Annotated in this window: 15 protein-coding genes and 2 pseudogenes; 9 read left to right on the forward strand and 8 right to left on the reverse strand. The window is 33.9% G+C overall.

Annotated elements, in window-relative coordinates:
• Positions 1–138 precede the first annotated feature (138 nt).
• From BN1206_RS05255 to BN1206_RS05265, 3 genes are read right to left on the reverse strand one after another with little or no spacing between them, the layout of a single operon-like run.
• Entirely contained in the window at positions 139–717 is a 579-nt protein-coding gene (locus BN1206_RS05255; RefSeq protein WP_052543016.1) for a hypothetical protein, read from the reverse strand.
• Between the two features lie 5 nt (positions 718–722).
• Positions 723–2,306, reverse strand: a complete 1,584-nt coding sequence (locus BN1206_RS05260) for an ATP-binding cassette domain-containing protein (protein WP_052543017.1) — start codon at positions 2,304–2,306, stop codon at positions 723–725.
• Entirely contained in the window at positions 2,303–3,898 is a 1,596-nt protein-coding gene (locus BN1206_RS05265) for an ATP-binding cassette domain-containing protein (RefSeq protein WP_052543018.1), read from the reverse strand. The genes BN1206_RS05260 and BN1206_RS05265 overlap by 4 nt, the downstream gene beginning before the upstream one ends.
• A gap of 375 nt (positions 3,899–4,273) precedes the next feature.
• Here BN1206_RS05265 and BN1206_RS05270 point away from each other — a divergent pair, with 375 nt between their 5' ends.
• The 5 genes and pseudogenes from BN1206_RS05270 to BN1206_RS05280 all read left to right on the forward strand — a co-directional run.
• Positions 4,274–5,473, forward strand: a complete 1,200-nt coding sequence (locus BN1206_RS05270) for an MFS transporter (protein ID WP_052543019.1) — start codon at positions 4,274–4,276, stop codon at positions 5,471–5,473.
• A 161-nt stretch (positions 5,474–5,634) separates the two neighbouring features.
• The gene (locus tag BN1206_RS10090) at positions 5,635–5,826 is read left to right on the forward strand and encodes a hypothetical protein (RefSeq protein WP_231575977.1); all 192 of its coding nucleotides are present in this window, start codon (positions 5,635–5,637) and stop codon (positions 5,824–5,826) included.
• Between the two features lie 5 nt (positions 5,827–5,831).
• On the forward strand, positions 5,832–6,020 hold the full coding sequence (locus BN1206_RS10095) for a LytTR family DNA-binding domain-containing protein (protein WP_231575978.1): 189 nt from the start codon (positions 5,832–5,834) through the stop codon (positions 6,018–6,020).
• An 86-nt stretch (positions 6,021–6,106) separates the two neighbouring features.
• The gene (locus BN1206_RS09490) at positions 6,107–6,397 is read left to right on the forward strand and encodes a DUF3021 domain-containing protein (protein WP_255349908.1); all 291 of its coding nucleotides are present in this window, start codon (positions 6,107–6,109) and stop codon (positions 6,395–6,397) included.
• Between the two features lie 5 nt (positions 6,398–6,402).
• Positions 6,403–7,144, forward strand: a pseudogene (locus tag BN1206_RS05280) (ABC transporter ATP-binding protein); the annotation flags it as partial.
• A gap of 92 nt (positions 7,145–7,236) precedes the next feature.
• On the opposite strand, the gene BN1206_RS05285 reads toward BN1206_RS05280, so the two are convergent.
• On the reverse strand, positions 7,237–8,085 hold the full coding sequence (locus BN1206_RS05285) for an alpha/beta hydrolase (RefSeq protein ID WP_052543023.1): 849 nt from the start codon (positions 8,083–8,085) through the stop codon (positions 7,237–7,239).
• A 572-nt stretch (positions 8,086–8,657) separates the two neighbouring features.
• Between BN1206_RS05285 and BN1206_RS05290 the strand changes: the two genes are divergently transcribed.
• Together BN1206_RS05290 and BN1206_RS05295 are read left to right on the forward strand one after the other, a co-directional pair.
• Positions 8,658–9,806, forward strand: coding sequence for a GH25 family lysozyme (locus BN1206_RS05290; RefSeq protein WP_014565892.1), 1,149 nt, complete (start codon positions 8,658–8,660; stop codon positions 9,804–9,806).
• Positions 9,807–9,919: 113 nt separating this feature from the next.
• Positions 9,920–10,528 (forward strand): DUF5052 family protein, encoded by a 609-nt coding sequence (locus BN1206_RS05295; protein ID WP_052543020.1) that lies wholly within the window; start codon positions 9,920–9,922, stop codon positions 10,526–10,528.
• Between the two features lie 126 nt (positions 10,529–10,654).
• Here BN1206_RS05295 and BN1206_RS05300 read toward each other — a convergent pair whose 3' ends face one another.
• A complete protein-coding gene (locus BN1206_RS05300) occupies positions 10,655–11,110 on the reverse strand; it encodes a hypothetical protein (protein WP_052543021.1) in 456 nt (151 codons plus the stop codon).
• Between the two features lie 435 nt (positions 11,111–11,545).
• On the opposite strand from BN1206_RS05300, the gene xerS reads away from it, so the two are divergent.
• A complete protein-coding gene (gene xerS / locus BN1206_RS05305) occupies positions 11,546–12,619 on the forward strand; it encodes a tyrosine recombinase XerS (protein WP_013438029.1) in 1,074 nt (357 codons plus the stop codon).
• A gap of 185 nt (positions 12,620–12,804) precedes the next feature.
• Here the strand turns inward: xerS and BN1206_RS05310 are convergent, their stop codons facing one another.
• Positions 12,805–13,686, reverse strand: a complete 882-nt coding sequence (locus tag BN1206_RS05310) for a DegV family protein (protein ID WP_052543022.1) — start codon at positions 13,684–13,686, stop codon at positions 12,805–12,807.
• 77 nt (positions 13,687–13,763) lie between these two features.
• Positions 13,764–14,180 carry a MarR family winged helix-turn-helix transcriptional regulator gene (locus BN1206_RS05315; protein ID WP_014565894.1) on the reverse strand — a complete coding sequence of 139 codons (417 nt, stop codon included), beginning with the start codon at positions 14,178–14,180 and terminating at the stop codon, positions 13,764–13,766.
• A 277-nt stretch (positions 14,181–14,457) separates the two neighbouring features.
• Here BN1206_RS05315 and BN1206_RS05320 point away from each other — a divergent pair, with 277 nt between their 5' ends.
• Complete coding sequence (locus tag BN1206_RS05320) at positions 14,458–16,152, forward strand: Rqc2 family fibronectin-binding protein (RefSeq protein ID WP_013438032.1); 1,695 nt, start codon at positions 14,458–14,460, stop codon at positions 16,150–16,152.
• Positions 16,153–16,227: 75 nt separating this feature from the next.
• Here BN1206_RS05320 and BN1206_RS05325 read toward each other — a convergent pair.
• Positions 16,228–18,450: pseudogene (locus tag BN1206_RS05325) on the reverse strand (carbamoyl phosphate synthase large subunit); the annotation flags it as partial.
• Between the last annotated feature and the right edge of the window lie 82 nt (positions 18,451–18,532).

The raw sequence follows: 18,532 nt of genomic DNA on the forward strand, positions 1-18,532 counted from the left end.
TTAGCGGATAATAGCAGCGTTAACCCCCTAAAAAGTACATTTTGGTAATTTGAAGAAAACTAACAAGATTCAACCTCAAACTTAAAACTAGATATTGTATGTAGTGACACAACGTCACCACTAAAACATCTTTCTGTATTATCTTGTTATTTCTCTTATAGCTACAACGTGCTCATCATTACTTGTTTGACCTATGCCACTCATCTTTTTATCTTTCTTAGAATAACGATAAATCGTACCCGTATCATCAATCCCTGCATTTAACGCCAGATAAGCATAGTAATGATTCTTCGTTTTAAACATGGTAAAGACAAAAATCGGATGTTGCTGTTCTTTTACCACTTGCTTGATCATTCGATCATAAATTGGATTACGAACCTGCTTTTTAAATTGATCTTTTAAAACATGTTTCTTAACGGTCAAATAAATTGAATTTGATTTTCGATTAACATGATCTATAAAGATGTCACTTGCATCAACAATCTCCTCATTCTTTACTTTAAATTTCTTTCCTTTATCTAATTCACCATTAACTAATAGTTTCCGATACAGAGGTTTTTCATCATTAGCAGTGTTCAACTTAAGCATAAGAATTGGTGTATTACTGCTTGAATGAAAAGAAGAAGAAAGAATTAAACCGATCGCTAAAACAGTAAAAGCAACTAGTAACAATAGAAGCACATATAACGGCCTAAAGTATTTAATGCTTTTCTTCATTAAATCTATCCTTTCACCAAGTGAATCTCCCGATCAAACAACCTGCGCATCCCTTCATTGAAATTATGCGCAATAAAGACGATTGTCGCTTTACTCTTAACTAGGTTCTTAAGAATATCCATCGTTGCATTCTGATCAATTGCACTAGTTCCCTCATCAATTAAAATAATATCGCTATTATGTACCTTAGCTCTAGCTAGAACGATCTTTTGCCGTTGACCACCTGAGATATTCAACTTGTCCAAATCAAGTTCTTCATTCAAGCCATCTTTGAACTTAGAAATATCTGTATCAAAGTCGACCTCTTTAACTGCTTGGTCCACTCTGTTATCAAGCTTCTCATTAAACATGGTAATGTTATCTTCAATTGTAGCTGGAAAGACAACTGGATTCTGTGGAATATAACCAATCTTACTTAAGTCAGGAACAATTTCCTTACCATTTTGATCCTTGTATACTACATTACCTTCACTTGGTTTTAGTTCTCCTAAGATCAATTTAAATAAAGTAGATTTTCCGGCTCCTGAATCACCAGTTAACAGAATCTTTTCACCTTGTTTAATCTGTAAGTCTGCGAAAGCTAATTTTTCTCCATTTGGGAACTGCAACTTAAGATCATGAGTTTCAATTGAAGCTGGTACAACACCTTGCTTTTCTTTTGGTACTTCAACCTTACTTGCTGATTGATCAACTTCATCAATCAACTTGGTTGTGCCTTTCATTGCACCACGTCCAGATGTAACCATATTAATACCTTGACTAAGGTAAAAACGGAAATTCCCTACAATCATCAAAGCACCAATAGTAATACTACCTTGCTTAACTAAGACACCAGCCAAAATGAACAGGATTAATCCAAACAAAGCTGAGACAATTCCATTAACAGCTTCAAGCAACTTGATATAGCCTGTTTGCTTCACGTTAGCATCTTCCAATTTCTTTGAAGCATTGGCAGTGACTGAAAACAACTTAGCTCCTGCCATAAATTGTCTAATCTGTTCTAGTCCTGATAGCCAATCATTCAATGTATCTAGATAGGCTTGATTACTATCAGAAATCATCTGATTGGCTTTTTGTAGTGGTTTCTCTGTTAATTTAGGTAAAAGCAATGATACAGCTACCATTATGCAAATCACGATTAATAACTGCCAACTTAACAGAATTAAATAGATTACTACACTGATAATCAAGACAGTACCGTAAATCACACCAAACAAGTTGGTAAAGTAGTTTTCATTAATCAGCGTTAAATCATTAGTCAATCTATTCTGCATGTCTGCAACGGTGTGCTGTTTTTGATCATCATAATAATGCTTAACTATCTTGGCTCTGACTTGTTGGTTCAAATCCTGTTGTAAATAATTATCAAGATTCTGCACTATTGGCAATAAGAAATACAAAATAAGCATGATGATAAAACATACTATGGCTATTAAGATAAACTCATGCCAATTTCTTGCCAAGATTACATTCGTTAAAGTTTGAGTTAAGTAAGTACTGAAAATAGCTATAGCAGGTACTACTATTGATCCCAAGACAAATAAAGCAAATCTAAAGGGATGTATTTTAACAAACTGTTTTAAATTCATTTTTCTGTCCCTTCTTTCTTACTCTTTAATTGAATTATTTGATCGAATTTTGCCTGGAGTTTTGGAGTGAAGTTATGTGCAATTAACAAGATTGTTTGATCCGTTTGAAGTAGTTGATCGATAATCCTTTCCGTAGCAGTTTGATCAATGGCACTAGTTACCTCATCCATTAAAACAAAAGGCTGCTCATGAATTTCACTTCTAGCTAAAACCACTTTCTGTCTTTGACCACCTGATAGATTTTCCTTCTTTAAATCTACTTTAGTATCAATACCCGCTGGCATTTTAGCTAAATCAGGCTGCAATTGAACGGCTTGAGTAACTTCTTTTAGTCTATCCGTCAATTTATCATTAAACATCACAATATTATCTTTAATACTTGCGGGAAAGACAATTGGATCTTGAGGTAAATAACCTACTTTTGCTTTGTCTAAAGAAAGGGCTTGTCCGTTCTTATCAAAGAAAGCAACTTGACCAGCTTCAGGCTTAAGCTTGCCTAATAAAATCTTGAATAAAGTAGATTTACCAGTACCTGAATCACCAACTAACAGAACTTTTTGCCCCTTCTTGATTGTGAAATCAGGATAGGAGATTTCTTCTCCCTCTTTATACTTAGCCTTTAATCCAGATACAGTAACACCATAGACATCTGTTTTGTTTAAATCGGTATTTGCCATCTTTTTACGTAACTCAGCGGTTTGTTCACGTAAAGCCTTAGTTGATTTAACCTTGGTTAACGAATTCGTGATATTCCAGATGCCTGAAAAGATGGTAAAAGCAAAACTGCTTGCAACAGCGAAATCACCAAATGAAATAATATGCATTAAGAACAATACACCAGCTACAACGGACATCCCTATTTGAGCTAAGGCATTACCAAACCCATTGATAATCTCAGAAATTGCTTGGTACTTATAGTTTTGCTTATTCGCCTTAACATAATAGCTGCTCGCCTTTTGCATTTGTCTGGCTAATCTACCATAAGCAGTATATCGACGTAATTCTTGCAGACCGCCTAGCCAATGTTCAATTGCATTCAGCAACTTGCTGTGTTCCTGGTTCACTTTATCCATCGCCACGGAGGTCTTTTTCTCCATTATTTTTGGTAAAGACAAAGTGATCACCGCTAAGATAGCCGTCGTTACAATCAGAATCCAGTTCATGCTTATCAGCAAGGCAATCGCGATAGTAATCTCTAATACACCACTTAAAATAGTTACCCAAGTGGCTGCGTAGTTGGTTGTAAGCAACTTAAGGTTTTCAGTTAGTTCATTCTGCATATCAGTTAGCTTTGCATCCCCCTCACCGTAGTAATGATGCATGATGTCTTGTCTAATCTGATGCAGATAATCTTGCGTTTGTTTTGTAAAAATCACCGTTGCAATTGGCAAAAGCAATGCAGTAACCACTTCTAGTATCGCCTGAATAACTTGCCAATAAATATACGTATTTAGTTTTCCGGCAGTAATTCCGTTCAAAGCGTATTTAAGAAAGTACTGCGAAAAACTACCAGAAAATGCAAATAACACATATAGCGCAATGATTAAGATCGAACGCGGTATGTTACTTTTAAAAAGCTCTTTGATTGTCATAGGCTTTTCCTCCAAGATCCTTTTAAATTGCTTATAAATTTATTTATATTTTAATATTATCCCCCTACTTTTAATTTACAACACATTTTTACTATGTGGTCATTTTTTCTAACTAAGATGCAATTGTTTGATACTAAAGCTATGTGCTATAATGTGATCAACTTTTAAACAGGAGATGTATTCTAAGTGTTTCTTCATAAAAACTTAGGTTTAAGCTTGCGGTTAAACTACTTTCTTTTAACCGTTAAGCGCTACTTACAGCTCAGCCCCAAATTCTGAAGGTTTGGGGTTTGGTTAACTACAATTGAATAGATAACTTTTCCCTGACTTTCAGAAATACTTGTTTTGTCACAGTATTATTAAAGGAATGGGAAAATGTTTAAAAGTATAAGCAGATTATTAATTGGACGTATAGCTACTAATATCGCAGATTCGTTATTCTACATAACTATTTTGTGGTACTTTAAGATTATTTTTCATTCACCAATGATTCTGTCATTGGTTTTTATTGCAGATTCGACTATCGATATGTGTGAATTCATATTTGGCCCATTGATCGATAGAGTCTACATTAAAAACTTGCTTAAATATGTAACAGTTGGTCAAATCATTTTAAGCATAGTTGCTTCAATCTTATTTCATTTTAAAAACTGGAAAACATTAACATTGGTTCTATTGCTACTAACATATATACTGTCTACCATTGGATCAACTTTAATTTATCCAGCTGAAGAAAAGATCTTGCCATCTATAGTCAATAAAAATAAATTAACTAAGGTTAATAGCTTATTTCAAGTAACTTATCGAATTTTAGATTTATTTCTTGATGCGTTGGCTGCGGTGATAGTGACTTATTTTTCATTTAATAAGGCAATGGTCATCAGTGCTTTCGTTTTTACTATTGCTCTTGGCTTTTATGCAAAGTTATATCTACCAAGAAACTTAATAGTATCTGTAAAAGATCATGACTACTTCACCGGTAAATATTTACAAGATTTGCTTAAAGGATGGTATGTATTAAAAAATAAAGGGAGAATCTTACTTTTAATCATCCCTCTTGCAGTAACTAACTTATTCTACGGTATTGCATCAGTAGGGATGCCATATTTTTCGAGTCAATATCTAACTAAATCAGCAATCAGTTACGGTGGATTGGAACTCTTTTCTTCTATTGGTGGTTTACTAGGCAGTCTAATTGTTAGTAAGATTGATACTTTAAAACCAAACTTAGAACAACTAATTGTTATTTGTTTGGGATTAGCTGGAATTTCTGTAGTTTTGGAGGCTCTTGTTGCTAACTACATCCCTTGGCTAATACTTATCTTTGCGCTTAGCAGTGCCTTTTGGATTAGCATTATGAATATTAATTTTGAAGTGCTAATCCAAGAAAGCTTTAGTCCACGCATACTTGGTAGAATTGAGACAATTAATAGTAGCATTATTAACTGTATGATTCCTATTGGCTCTTTTCTAGGTGGATTGATCATCCAACATTTTGGAGCTGGTATTGCGATCCTCTTACAAGGCTTAGCCGAGGTACTCACACCTATATTTTATTTAATATACTTAAGATAATAAAAGAGATTGACACATCCCTAATTGGAGATTGTCAATCTCTTTTTTCTATTGGAACAATGAAAATAAACCATTCACCGAGTTATTACTACCGTTTACCGAAATTAGCTAGATTGGTAACAATAAACATGTATACTGTTAAACAACGAGGAGGAAAATTAATGAAAGTTAAGCTAAATATTAATTCAAATTTAAACGAAGAAAAAGCTGAATTTTGGATAAAAAAGATGACTACCAAAATTGAACAAATTACCAAAGAGTTAAATTCTAAACAAGATTTTCTTTGGTGTTATCAAGATAGGGATGCCTTTCAAGTCAAGTATTTCAAGTCAAGTATAGTGATATTTTCTTAATTCAAGTGGAAAATGAAAAAACACAAATTTACACCCAATCTGATAAGTATATCTTTAAGGGACGCTTATATCAGATTGAGAAGAATTTACCCAGCGATTTTATTATGGCTTCCAGAAGCGCCGTTATTAATTATCGTAAATTAGATCATCTAAAAATGTTAGAAAACGGCAACTTGGTATTAGTATTGGCATGATTTGTTTGGCTGTAAATGTATTGCTTTCACTTAATAATCAACGCATTGGCATAGAGAAAGCCTAGTTATCATTTATATCTTTTCTTATTTGGCTTGTTGTTTCATTCTTAATTGGACTTTCTTTCAATCTGAGTAGTTGGATTTTTGATAATGATAAGTGGTCATTAAGAGAACAAATTATAATTAACTTCTTTGTCTGTTTTGTCGCTTGGATTCTATTTTATTTCTTACTTAATGGTCTCAGTTACACATGGCAGTCCTTTGGAATAGCAGTACTTAATTTCGTTGTTGTATATGTAATTGCTTATGGAAGATACCTTTACAACTTATGGCTTGATATTAAACATATCAACGAGCAGTTGAAAAAGAAAGGATGATCAATATGTCTAATCTTTTAACAGTTAAAAACATTTCCAAAACATACCAAAAAGCAAATAAAAAAGCAGTTTCTAATGTTTCTTTCGAAGTAAACAGTGGCGATATTGTTGCCTTTTTAGGTCCAAATGGTGCTGGTAAAACTTCAACTCTAAAAATGATTTTAAATTTAATTAGTCCAGATCAGGGACAAATATTCTTTCAAGGTCAAGATGCTACCCATAAAAATCTGCCTCTTCTTAAAAATACCGGTGTCCTACTAGAAGGCTCCAAAAACATGTTTTGGTCCCTATCACCCATAGAAAACTTTATTTATTGGGGTGGTCAAAGAGGTCTTAACAAGAAAGAAGCGACAGAAAAAGGCTTGTTTTTATTAAAAAGATACAGTTATTACCAAACTAAGTCGTGGGATGCAGCAAATTATTGGTATCTGTTGTGCCATGATTGCGCATCCCCAGCTATTGATTCTAGATGAACCAACTTTAGGACTTGATCTAGCTTCAACTAAGATTATGACTAATATGTTAAAGCAATTAGCTTCTCATGGAATTGGTATTTTAGTTACCACTCACCAGTTAGATTTTGCACAAAAAGTAGCTAATAAAATTCTCCTAATCAATCATGGTCAGCTTGTTTTCTCAGGCAATGTTAAAGCAAGTCTTGCTAGATTGAATCAAAGAACGGTATTTGAAGTTCAGTTTTCACGCAAAATTACAACTGCTGAGAAAGAAAAAGTCATGTCCTATTGCATAGTTGGCATTTAGATATTGAATTTTAATAATAGAAATTATTAAAAGCATCCTTGAATAAGATTCATTCTCATCCAGGGATGCTTTTTTATCTACTTATTCCACAAAAACATAATCAGCGCTTTATCAACTTGAGCATTTTCATGTAGTCTCGAATGCCGCGCATTCTTACCTGTAAATTTCATCACGCGATAACTCTTAGCACGATTGCCAATAATATATTTCAAAGATAATGATGAAACGTTAGGCACTGTCCCATCAGTTTTACCGCCAATATCACCGATAATGTTTAACACTTTAACCTGATTTTTAGGATAAATCGATCTTAATTTCGCCATTTGTCTATAAGTTGCATTCATTTTATTAGGCTTGCCGTTTTTATCAAGCTTTAAATTTTGGGGTTGTCGAATATCCTCTGGAACTTCGAAATTCAATCCGGCAAAATGTCCAGCCATATTTACTATTTTATTAAGGCGTGGCATACCCTTCTTGTTTACATTATTCAACATGTAATACATGATAGAAATATTACCTAAAGAATGTCCCACCATATTAATTGATCTAATCTTATAGTTCTTCTGTAAAGCCTTAACCACATTCGTTGCATAAATGCCATGCTTTTTGAAATCTAGTTGACGATTATTTTGATAATTTACCTCACAGATTGGATTTTTAGCATTCTTCTTCCATTTTCCAATTAGTGTAACCTGTCCATTATCAGCAACTTCAGTTCTTATAACTGAGTCAGTTACGCCTGCATTTTCTGCAGCTTTTACCATATGTTCTTCCGCATGGTAAGATGAGCCGCCACCATGGAAAAATAAAGTTGCACTTCCCTTAATAGGAATTTTTTGAGCACTCGCTTGTTGATTCAAACAAGCAGAAATACAAAGTGACAGAATAAGAACTAATAGAGAAATGATTATGCGATTTCTTTTCATCTTTTTACCTAAAAAATTCATCCCCGGATTTAAATTATTCAAATTTAATTTTATTTGATCTTTCTGATCTATTGCTTACTATACCGAGCAATTGGCCTAATTTCTTTATTCCATTTTCACTATAAGTAATAATAATTAATTGTTGCTGATTTATTTTCCAGAAAGAACTAAAACAACAATAAGAATATTGAAAATGACATTCAACACCTTAGGTTTCTTACCAACTTTTTCATCACTATTTGAAGGAGTTAGTGCGGTTAGATCTAATTGCTTCCGCATTTGGCTACCAGGATATAACTGATGCTGCTGGACTAGCTGAGCCTCTTTTATAATTGTTCGCCTCTATTCTTGCAAACGCTTTTTCACTTAAATTCTATCCCCCTGAAAATAAAAGTTAACATTTATCTCAGTTTGATTGCAAAATATTTCTATACTATTACTAATTCATTAATAATCGATCTCGAATATTGCCTTTTAGTACTTACCAATGTAGTCTATAATATATAAAATTTAGATATATTAAGTGAGAGATATAAATGTTAACTCTCTCCACTAATTATGGAGGAATTAATTTGATTAAAAAGAAAACTATCGTTAAATTGGCCTGCGCTACTATGTTAATGAACACCGGTATGACCATTATCCCTAGTTTTATTTCAACTTCTCAAGTGCAAGCTTCCACCACTTCTGTAGCTGCAAAGGCTTTAGGAATTGATGTAGCAAGCTACCAAAGTGCTGATCTATCCGCTCATGCAAAGGCTGGTTCACAATTTGCCATCGTTAAAGTAAGTGAAGGTACCAGCTATCGCAACCCTAAAGGTGCTAGTCAAATCAAGTCAGCAATTGCTAACGACATGATGCCAATGGGTTACCACTTTGCGACCTTTAGTTCTAATGCATCCCTGGCCAAGAAAGAAGCTCAATACGCAATTTCTTCTGCTAAGGCATTAGGTTTACCTAAGGGCTCATACCTTGCTTGTGACTACGAAACTGGTCAAGGGAATATCATTACTAATGGTAAAAGCGTCACTGCTAAAGCAATCCTTGCCTTCATGGATGAAATCAAGGCCGCTGGTTATCAACCACTTCTTTACGCTAGTTCATCAGTTTTACAAAACAACATTGATACCCCATCTATCGTAAAGAAATATCCTAACTCATTATGGGTTGCGGCATATGCTATCTCAGGTCGTGTAGATAAGCCTAACTTTAAGTACTTCCCTTCAATGGATGGTGTCGCAATTTGGCAATACACAGACAACTGGAAAGGCATGTCAACTGATGGTAACGTAGCTATATTGCCACTATCCATCTCTGGCGCTGCTGTTTCTCAGGCACCAACCAACCCTAACACTAAACATACAGGCACTGTAATGTACAAAGCCTACGTTTACAAACAAAACGGAGAACGTACTGGTGATAGTTACAAGGCCTACAGCTCTATCACTTATTATGGTGGTAAAACTAAGCTCAAGAATGGTAAAAGTGCAATCAGAGTTGGCGAAAACAGATATGTTTTAGCAAGCAACGTTTTAGGTAACTCACGTACCTTTAAGCAAGACGCTGAAGTTTACCAAGGAGACGGTAGTTTAAACAGTAGCTGGAAGACTTACAAGAAAGGTTCCCCAGTTAAGACATACGGCCCTAAGCATTCTATTAACGGTGAAGACTACTACAGAGTTGGTAAAGACGCTTACGTTAAGGCTGAAGTGTTCAAATAATAAATACGCCAAAAATAAACTAGGAATATAAACCTAGTTTATTTTTGGCGTATTTTATTAATGATAAAATTATAGTATTAAAAGTATTGTGTTTTAGAATTTGGAGAAGAATTATGAAATTAAGGAAAAAGCTAGGTATGATATTCGGTATAGGAATATTGGCCTTAACCCTATCTTCCTGCAGCAATATTGCCAACTGGGAATTATCAATGCGTTCAAAGATTGGTGCTTTGCCTTTAACTGTATCAACCTATGATTCAAATGGACAAAAGATTGATCAGATTAAGGCAAAATCCGTCAATATTCATACCGACAAGAAGATGTCGCAGAAAGACGATAAAGGTAATGAGGGCTCTAGCGTGATTGACGTTGATTACGGACATAATAGAATGATTCATGTAGGTTCTACTTTAATCGCATATGAAGGTCTTAAAAACTATCAGGACGTCTTTAGCAAGCATACTAATATCAATGATCAAAATCATGCTGTGCCAATTTTAAATACAATGTATCAAAACTTTAAGAATGACTGGTCTGGCGATTCTAAGGTTGTCATGATTAGAAGCCAATTAGGGATGCCTGTAGCAGTCTTTGCTGGGAAAAATGTATCAATTCATAAGAGTGATATGAAAAAGTCAACTCAATTCGTAATTGACGGTCATCGTCTATTCGTTTATCGTGCAGATTACACTGTTTACCCTGTAGCCAGTCTTAAGAAATAGAACTTAACATAATTAAAAATATAAAAACCATGTAGTGTATCTTGACTACATGGTTTTTATATTATTTGTTCTCCAAGCATTTATTAATAAAAAAAGAGCAAGATATACTTACTCTTTCAACCAATCTTATTCATTAACTAAAGTATTAAATGATTCGTTGGTTTCTACAATGTCACCCATTAATTGGTTAACCCAATCGTTAAGCTTATCGTTATCGTAGTTTTCAAGGCCACCTTCAGTATCACCGATATCTGCAATACCATTATTAAAATCAACCATTTCTGTAATTAATTTTTCTGCAAAGTCTTTGGTTGAACCGGCAAAGTTATCAGCAAAGCTGTTAACATCACCATAAGCATTAGTAATATCGCTAAAAGCTTCAACAGTCTTGCCAAATGTATCGCTCAAATTATCAATATCTTCTTTAGTTGGAACGGTTAATTCTTCATCCTCGTTGTTAAGTTGTTCGTCCAAACGCACACCAATATCGTTTAAAACTAAGTGTCCATCATATAGACGATTTAGCAACTTAATACCACTAGGATTTCTTGCTTGAAAGTTTACTTCAATTTCTTCTGTCATAATTTTCATCTCACTTATAGTTTTTTCTTTATTGTACAATTTTTAAATAAAAATTACCATTTTATGCTTGATCATTAAGAGCAAACAGCTTAGAATATGCTATTGAAAGCTGTATTGTACTATACAACCTTCAAACTATTTACAGTATTGCGTAATTTGCTACAGGCAAGTTAACCATATTGGAATAGCTAATCAATGTTTGCCACAACTGGCATGCTAAGATAGCGTTGCTGGTATCCCAGTTGTGGTAAAATAATTTCCTGATTTGCCTTTTTTTATAAATAATGCTTTATGATGATTACTAAAGATAATTGTTGTCGGTATTAGGAATAAAGAAGTTGAATTAGTGTTTAAAAACACCTATCTGATTAGATAGGTGTTTTTATTTTTATGATATAATTTTTAATGAAACATTTGTTTGCAAAGGAGTAACTTATGGAAACTGCTAAATATCTTGAACGAATTCAAATTGAATTAGATAAAATGCCAGACTATGTTAAACAGTACAATCTTGGCACCAATCATTCATTAACTACTACTTATCAATATTTAACGGAAATTCGTCGCTTCTTAAGTTGGCTGCGTAAAGAAGGTATCTCTAATGCTCCTGATAATAAACACGTTACAACGGATACATTAGCCTTATTACGGCGCAATGATGTAATGCTCTATATAGATTACTTAGGCCATACTAAAAACAAACAAGGTCATTTAAATTCCCCAACTACGATTAATCGTTCAATCAACGCATTAAGGTCCCTCTTTAAGTTTTTAACGATTACTGCTGATAACAACAATGGGATGCCCTATTTTGATCGTAATGTGATGCTTAAAATTAATTCTTTGAATGATACTAAGACACTTAACTATCGTGCTCACGTATTAGCATCGCATATGTACACTGGAAATCTAAAATTTGAATTTCTAAAGTTCATCGATCATGATTACGAAAATAAATGCAATAAGCAGGCCAAGCCTGGATTCAAAATGAATAAAGAAAGAGACATGGCTATTATTGCTTTAATCTTAGGCACTGGCATACGTGTTTCTGAATGCGCCGGCGTGGATTTACAAGATCTTAATTTAAAAGATGCTGTTTTAGACGTAACACGTAAAGGTGGGCAAAAAGATAGTGTGCCTATTGCGGAATGGACCTTAGACTATATCCAAAAATATAAGAATATTCGAATGAAGCGCTATTCTGCCGATCAAAAAGAAACAGCTTTTTTCTTAACTAGATGGCACAATCAAACTAGAAGAATCACTACAAATGCCATTGAAAAAATGGTCAATAAATATTCTGCTGCATTTGGTCACCCGCTTACGCCACATAAATTACGTCATACTTTAGCTTCAGAGTTATATGAAGTAACCAAAGACCAAGTATTAGTGGCTCAGCAACTGGGGCAAAAAGGAACTACAGCGACAGACTTATATACACATGTTGATCAAAAAGTGCAAAGAGCTGCGTTAAATAAGATCTCTGATGAAGATTTGAAACATAAGTAGTGATAATATATTTATTATTGTAAAATATCAATATTTAACTAAGCAATAACATTTAAGTTATTGCTTTTGTAAAAGATGCTGATAATAAAATTATTATTATGAGTAATGAACTAGCAATTATATTTTTATTATTACCTATAGATACAAAAAAGGAGTGAAGAGACAAATCTTCACTCCTTTTGCATTTAATTATTTAAGTCTAATTTATCAATATCTACCATCCAGGCAATGGCAATTGACTTCTCACCCAAGTGAGTTGCAATTACTGGACTAAACTCTGCTACGTCAACAGGTTTGTCAGGGAAATTATCAATTATGAATTGTTTAATTTCTTCTGCTTGCTTTAGATCGTTTGAATGGAATACAAACAGACGAAGCTTATCCTTATATGGTAAGTCTGCTGTTTTCTTTAATGCAAGCTTCTCTACTTTAGATACAGCACGTTTTAAAGATCTAATCTTATCAAATGCAACAATTTTTCCTTCATCATTAAAGGTCAACAAAGGCTTAATTTGAAGCATTGTACCAATAAACGCACTTGCATTGCTTAATCGTCCACCACGACTAAGATTCTTCAAATCATCAACAACGAATAATTCGTCAATGGTTTCTCTAATTTCATCAAGCTTCTTTAGAATGTCTTCTGGTTCCATACCATTCTTGATCATTCTTGCAGCAGCTAATACCAAATAGCCTTGCAATCTTACAGTCATCTTAGAATCATATGGATACAAGTTATATTCAGGATTATTATGTGCCATGTTAACTAGATTTGGGTAAAATCCTGAAATTCCGCTTGATAATGCAATAGCAATGATTGCTTCATAGCCTTCACTGTGCAACTTATTGCATAGTCCAATCATTTCACCCATGCTAGGTTGCGAAGTTTTTGGAAAAGCAGCACCTTGTCTTTGTATTTCAAAAAGTTGTGCGGAGGTAATATTTACGCCTTCCAAGTATTCCTTATCGCCGACAATTACAGGGATAGGTACTACGGTTATATTATTATCGCTAACTTCTTGTTTGGTTAAGACACTAGTACTGTCAGTAACTAATGCAATTTTCAATTTATTAACCCTTCCCATTTATTAAATTCAATGCTTAATACAGAAAATTATAGCATAAAAGCATTGAATTACGCACCCTATTCTGTCTTTTCAAGGGATGCAGATGTTTGGGCAATTTCATTTAATTGCTTGATAAATAAAGTTGAGGCATCTTGATCAAGATAGACAAACAAGCTCTTTTCTATTTCAGCAAGCACGTCTTTTAACTCTTTTACCTTTTTTATTCCTTCATCATTAAGACTAACAATTTTGCTAGAGTCTTTTTCTGAGCGCGCGATCTTTATATAATTTTGCGTCTTTTTTTGTTGTAATTGACGACTCAAAGTAGACAAAGAAATATTTAAAGCTTCAGCTAGTTTTCCCATTGCCAAAGCTTGATTATGAGTTTCATCAAAATACAATAGAATTCTTGTTTGTGAAATATTTAAGCCACATTTGTGATTTATTTCCTTTTTAATTTGATCTGCGATCGTACTAAAAAATAATACATCCATATATATGTCCTTTTTCCAAAAAGTAGTGTTTGCTATAGTTGTATTTTATCATTTAATGGGTACTTTGATAATACTATTTGAGAACAAACTTTCAGATTCCAGCTTTAAGCACTGTGTGAAACAATGTGCTATTAATTTTATTTTAATATTTGTGAAACATCTAATACATAAGTTTATACTTATGTATTAGATTTGATTAATGCTAGGCTGGAACAGTAATATTTTAGAAATAGCTAAATTACTGTTATAATATTAGACGTATTTTGAGGTGATATATATGGCATTTGATGGATTATTTATCCATAGTTTATTACAAGACTTGACTCCTACCCTAGTAGACAGTCGCTTATCAAAAATTTATCAACCATTTGATCAAGACCTAGTTTTAATTTTCAGAAAAAATAGAAAGAATTATCAATTCTTAATTTCAGCTAATGCACAATATCCAAGAATGTATTTAACTGATCAATCAATTGCTAATCCAGATAAAGCTCCTATTTTTGTAATGGTGCTGAGAAAGTACTTAGAAGGTTCAGTTTTACAATCTATCGAGCAAGTAGGTTTAAATCGTATCGTGAACTTCCATTTTAGCAATCGAAATGAACTTGGTGACCAAGTAAAACTTGTTCTTTCAGTTGAATTAATGGGTCGACACAGTAATGTCATTCTTTATGATCAACAAAACAATCATATTATCGACTTATTGAAGCGAATCAATCCGGATGAAAACAGAGCTCGCATTCTTTTGCCAAAAGCAAAATATGAATTACCTCCTCTAAAGCCGGGCTTAAATGGACTAACTTTATCTGAAAATGAATTCAAGCAATTGAGTTCCAAATACCAACCTGATGAGTTGGCTAAACAAATGGATGGTTTAGATCGAGACGATCGCAATGAATTAATTGGCTATCTTGAAGATGATTACAGCTATTCATCCTTTAAGACGTTTTTTGATCAATTCAATAATCCACGTGCTTTTGTTTTAAAAACTCCTAGAAACAAGAGAAAGATTTTTTGTTATCTTCCTTATCATTTGGATCTTGAAAAAGAAAGTTCTAATCCTGATCTAAATAAAGGACTAGATGACTTTTACGAATATCAAGCAACGCGTGATTGGGTAAAGCAACGTGCCAGTCAGGTAGAACAAGTTGTCAAAAACGAGCAAAAGAAGCTAAGTAAAAAAGTCAAAAAATTAGAGAAGCAACTCGATTTAGCTGAAAACTCTGAAGGCTACCGAATCAAAGGTGAAATCTTAAATGCAAACTTGTCTCAAGTCAAACCTGGAATGACCAAAATATCATTACCTAACTACTATGAGAACAATGTACCAATAGAGATCAAACTTGATCCCGCCCTTTCCCCTGCTCGTAATGCTCAAAAATACTTTACTCGTTATAAGAAATTAAGAGATTCCATTAAGCACGTTAATGAGCAGATCAAAATTGCCAAAGGAAATTTGCGCTACTTTGATTCTATTCAAACAGCAATTGATAATGCTGATCCACAAGATATCGATCAAATTAATGACGAATTAATCAATCAAGGCTATATCCGTAAACAAAAGAAAAACAAGCGTCGCAAGAAGATTACTGAACGTAATTTGAATGAGTTTAAACTCTCATCAGGTAAGCACGTCTTAGTTGGTAAGAACAACTACCAAAATGATTGGTTAACTTTAAAGAAGGCTAACAAGTCTGATTACTGGTTCCATGTTAAAAACATGCCTGGTTCTCACGTAATCTTGCGTGATGATCAACCAACTGACCAAGATATTAAGGAAGCAGCAGAAATTGCGGCTTTCTTCTCCAAAGGAAAAGATTCAGCCCATGTCCAAGTCGATTATGTTCAAGATAAACGGGTCAAGAAGCCAAACGGTGCTAAACCTGGTTTTGTAATTTATACAGGTCAAAATTCGATCGAGGTTACTCCTCATGAAGATGAGATAATGGCTAAGAAAGTCGAGAAAAAATAAAAAGGACATGCTTAAAAGCATATCCTTCAACATATAAGCAAGATCTATCTAGATCTTGCTTTTTTATTATTCAAATTAAATTGGTTGAGTTGTTAAAGCTAAGGACTCTAAAACATCCAAAATCAATTCTGCTGTTTCGATACTAGAAAAGACTGGAATATGTGTGTTCAAAGATTGATCTCTAATTCGTAACGCATCTTCGCTTGCTGCATCAGATAAGTTAGTAATATTGACAACCATTACAATTTTATGTTGGCGAATCTTATCCAGCAACTTACGTGGATCATCATGAACTTTTTCAACTACTCCAGTTGTAATACCGGCTTCCGCAAACATGTTAGCAGTACCTTCAGTTGCAATCAGCTTGAAGCCCAGTCTATCAAATCTGCGTGCCAGCTTAGTAACTCTCTCCTTATCCTCATCTCTAACAGAAATAAAGATAGTACCATAACTAGGAATATGTAAATCACTTGCTTCATATCCCTTATACAAAGCTTTAGCCAAATGAGTGTCTCGACCCATTACGGAACCGGAAGATTTCATATTTGAATCAAAAGTATTACCACTACTATAGTTCAAAAATGAAAAGACAGGCATTTTAATATGAATAAAATCGCTGGTCTTCCATAATCCATTTGGATAACCCATCTCATTTAAGTTTTTGCCGATTAAAACTTCTGTTGCGCATGCAGTAATATCTTTATTTAAAGACTTGGACAAAAATGCCACGTTATGTCCTGCGTAAGGCTTAATCTGCAATAAATATAAATTATCCCCTACAAATAAGTAGTGCAAATTGAAAATTCCTCGTGTTTTCATTTGCTTGATTAACTTGATAGATTCTTTTCCAATCTTATCTTGTTGCTCAAGGGATAAATTCTGTGGCTTAATAACTGCAATAGAATCTGACGCATGTGAACCTGTCTGTTCCAAGTGTTCAATAATACCCGGAAGCGTGACATTTTCACCATCTGAAATTGCAGTTACTTCATATTTATTTCCTTCAATGAAACGAGAAACTAAAATCTTATCAAGCTGATTTTCGTTTAAATACTTTTCAATCGCAGGAACGTCATAGACAACAGCAGATTTTTGTTTGATTTCTTTGTTCATTCCACCAATTAAGATTGGAAAGCCATATTCATTTGCAAAGGCAAACACATCATCTGGATTGTCTGTATTTAATGATGGAACTCGTTTTAAATTAGCAATCTCTTGATTCAATAAATTAGCAATCTTATCACGAGGATCAGAAGCTGGATCTTGACCAATTACATGTAAGCCACATTCTTCTAATTTTTTGCTTAATGCGCTTATTCTTTTACCAGAAAACTGCAACAAGACATCAGTGATTTTTTCTTTTCTAGTAATAGTCAAAATGTTCTCTAGCGTGATTGATTCAAAATAAACTCGATCTACATCTTTATTTCTTGAAGAAACAGATTCATCATTGTTAGAAAGTAATACTGTAACATAGCCATTCTTATGTAAAGTTTTTGCGGCATGAGCAATCATATAGTCGAATTCACTGGTAACTGAAACTTGTAACGGCAACATTCCCAAAATTAGAATCTTTTTCTTAGCATCCAAGGCATGAGCTTCGTTTTGAACATTATAAGCACTGTAGTAGGCACATACATTGGGCTTATAAACACCTGCTGAGCCATCGATCTTAAGGAAAGATGGTTTCAGATTAAAGCGATCGATTATTCGATGAATATCATCTACAGAGCGATCCAAAATCTTAGCTAACAATGGATTGAAAAAGCCATATACCTTAGCTTCTTCAATTAAATCCGTAGAAAGACGATCCTTATTTTCGTAAAGCCTTTGACCTATTTCAATAATATGCAGTAACTTTTGATAATAAATGGGATGCAAGTGCGTAATCTCTTGCAATTTTGCATACGGAATGCCTTGATTAATTGCAGCAAGCAGATTGATTAAATGCAATTCGTTGGGATGCATAATGTCATCCATTATCTCATCACTAGATTTATGAATCTCTTTAATAAATGCATTCCAACCAAGCTCTAGATTGATCGTGGCATCAATTGCCTTTAAAAAGGCAGTTTCAAAATTGCGACCAACACCCATTGCTTCCCCACTGGCTTGCATTCGGTTGCTTAACTCATAATGGTTATAACCAGATTCCGCAAATGACCAATATGGCATCTTTATTGCGACAGCATCAAGCGTTGGTTCAATTGCCGCATTCAAGCCGGATAAAGGATCAGTAATTTCATTTAACCGATAACCGATAGCCACTTTACTTACGATATAACCAACATCATATAAAACTCCCTTTCTTTTATGTTGGATAATTCAATTTTAAATATTTTTATTTCTTTAGGTGAAAGTTTCAATTTAGAGCTTTTTT

The sequence above is a fragment of the Lactobacillus sp. OTU4228 genome (genome assembly GCF_001006945.1).
Classification (GTDB): Bacteria; Bacillota; Bacilli; order Lactobacillales; family Lactobacillaceae; genus Lactobacillus; species Lactobacillus amylovorus.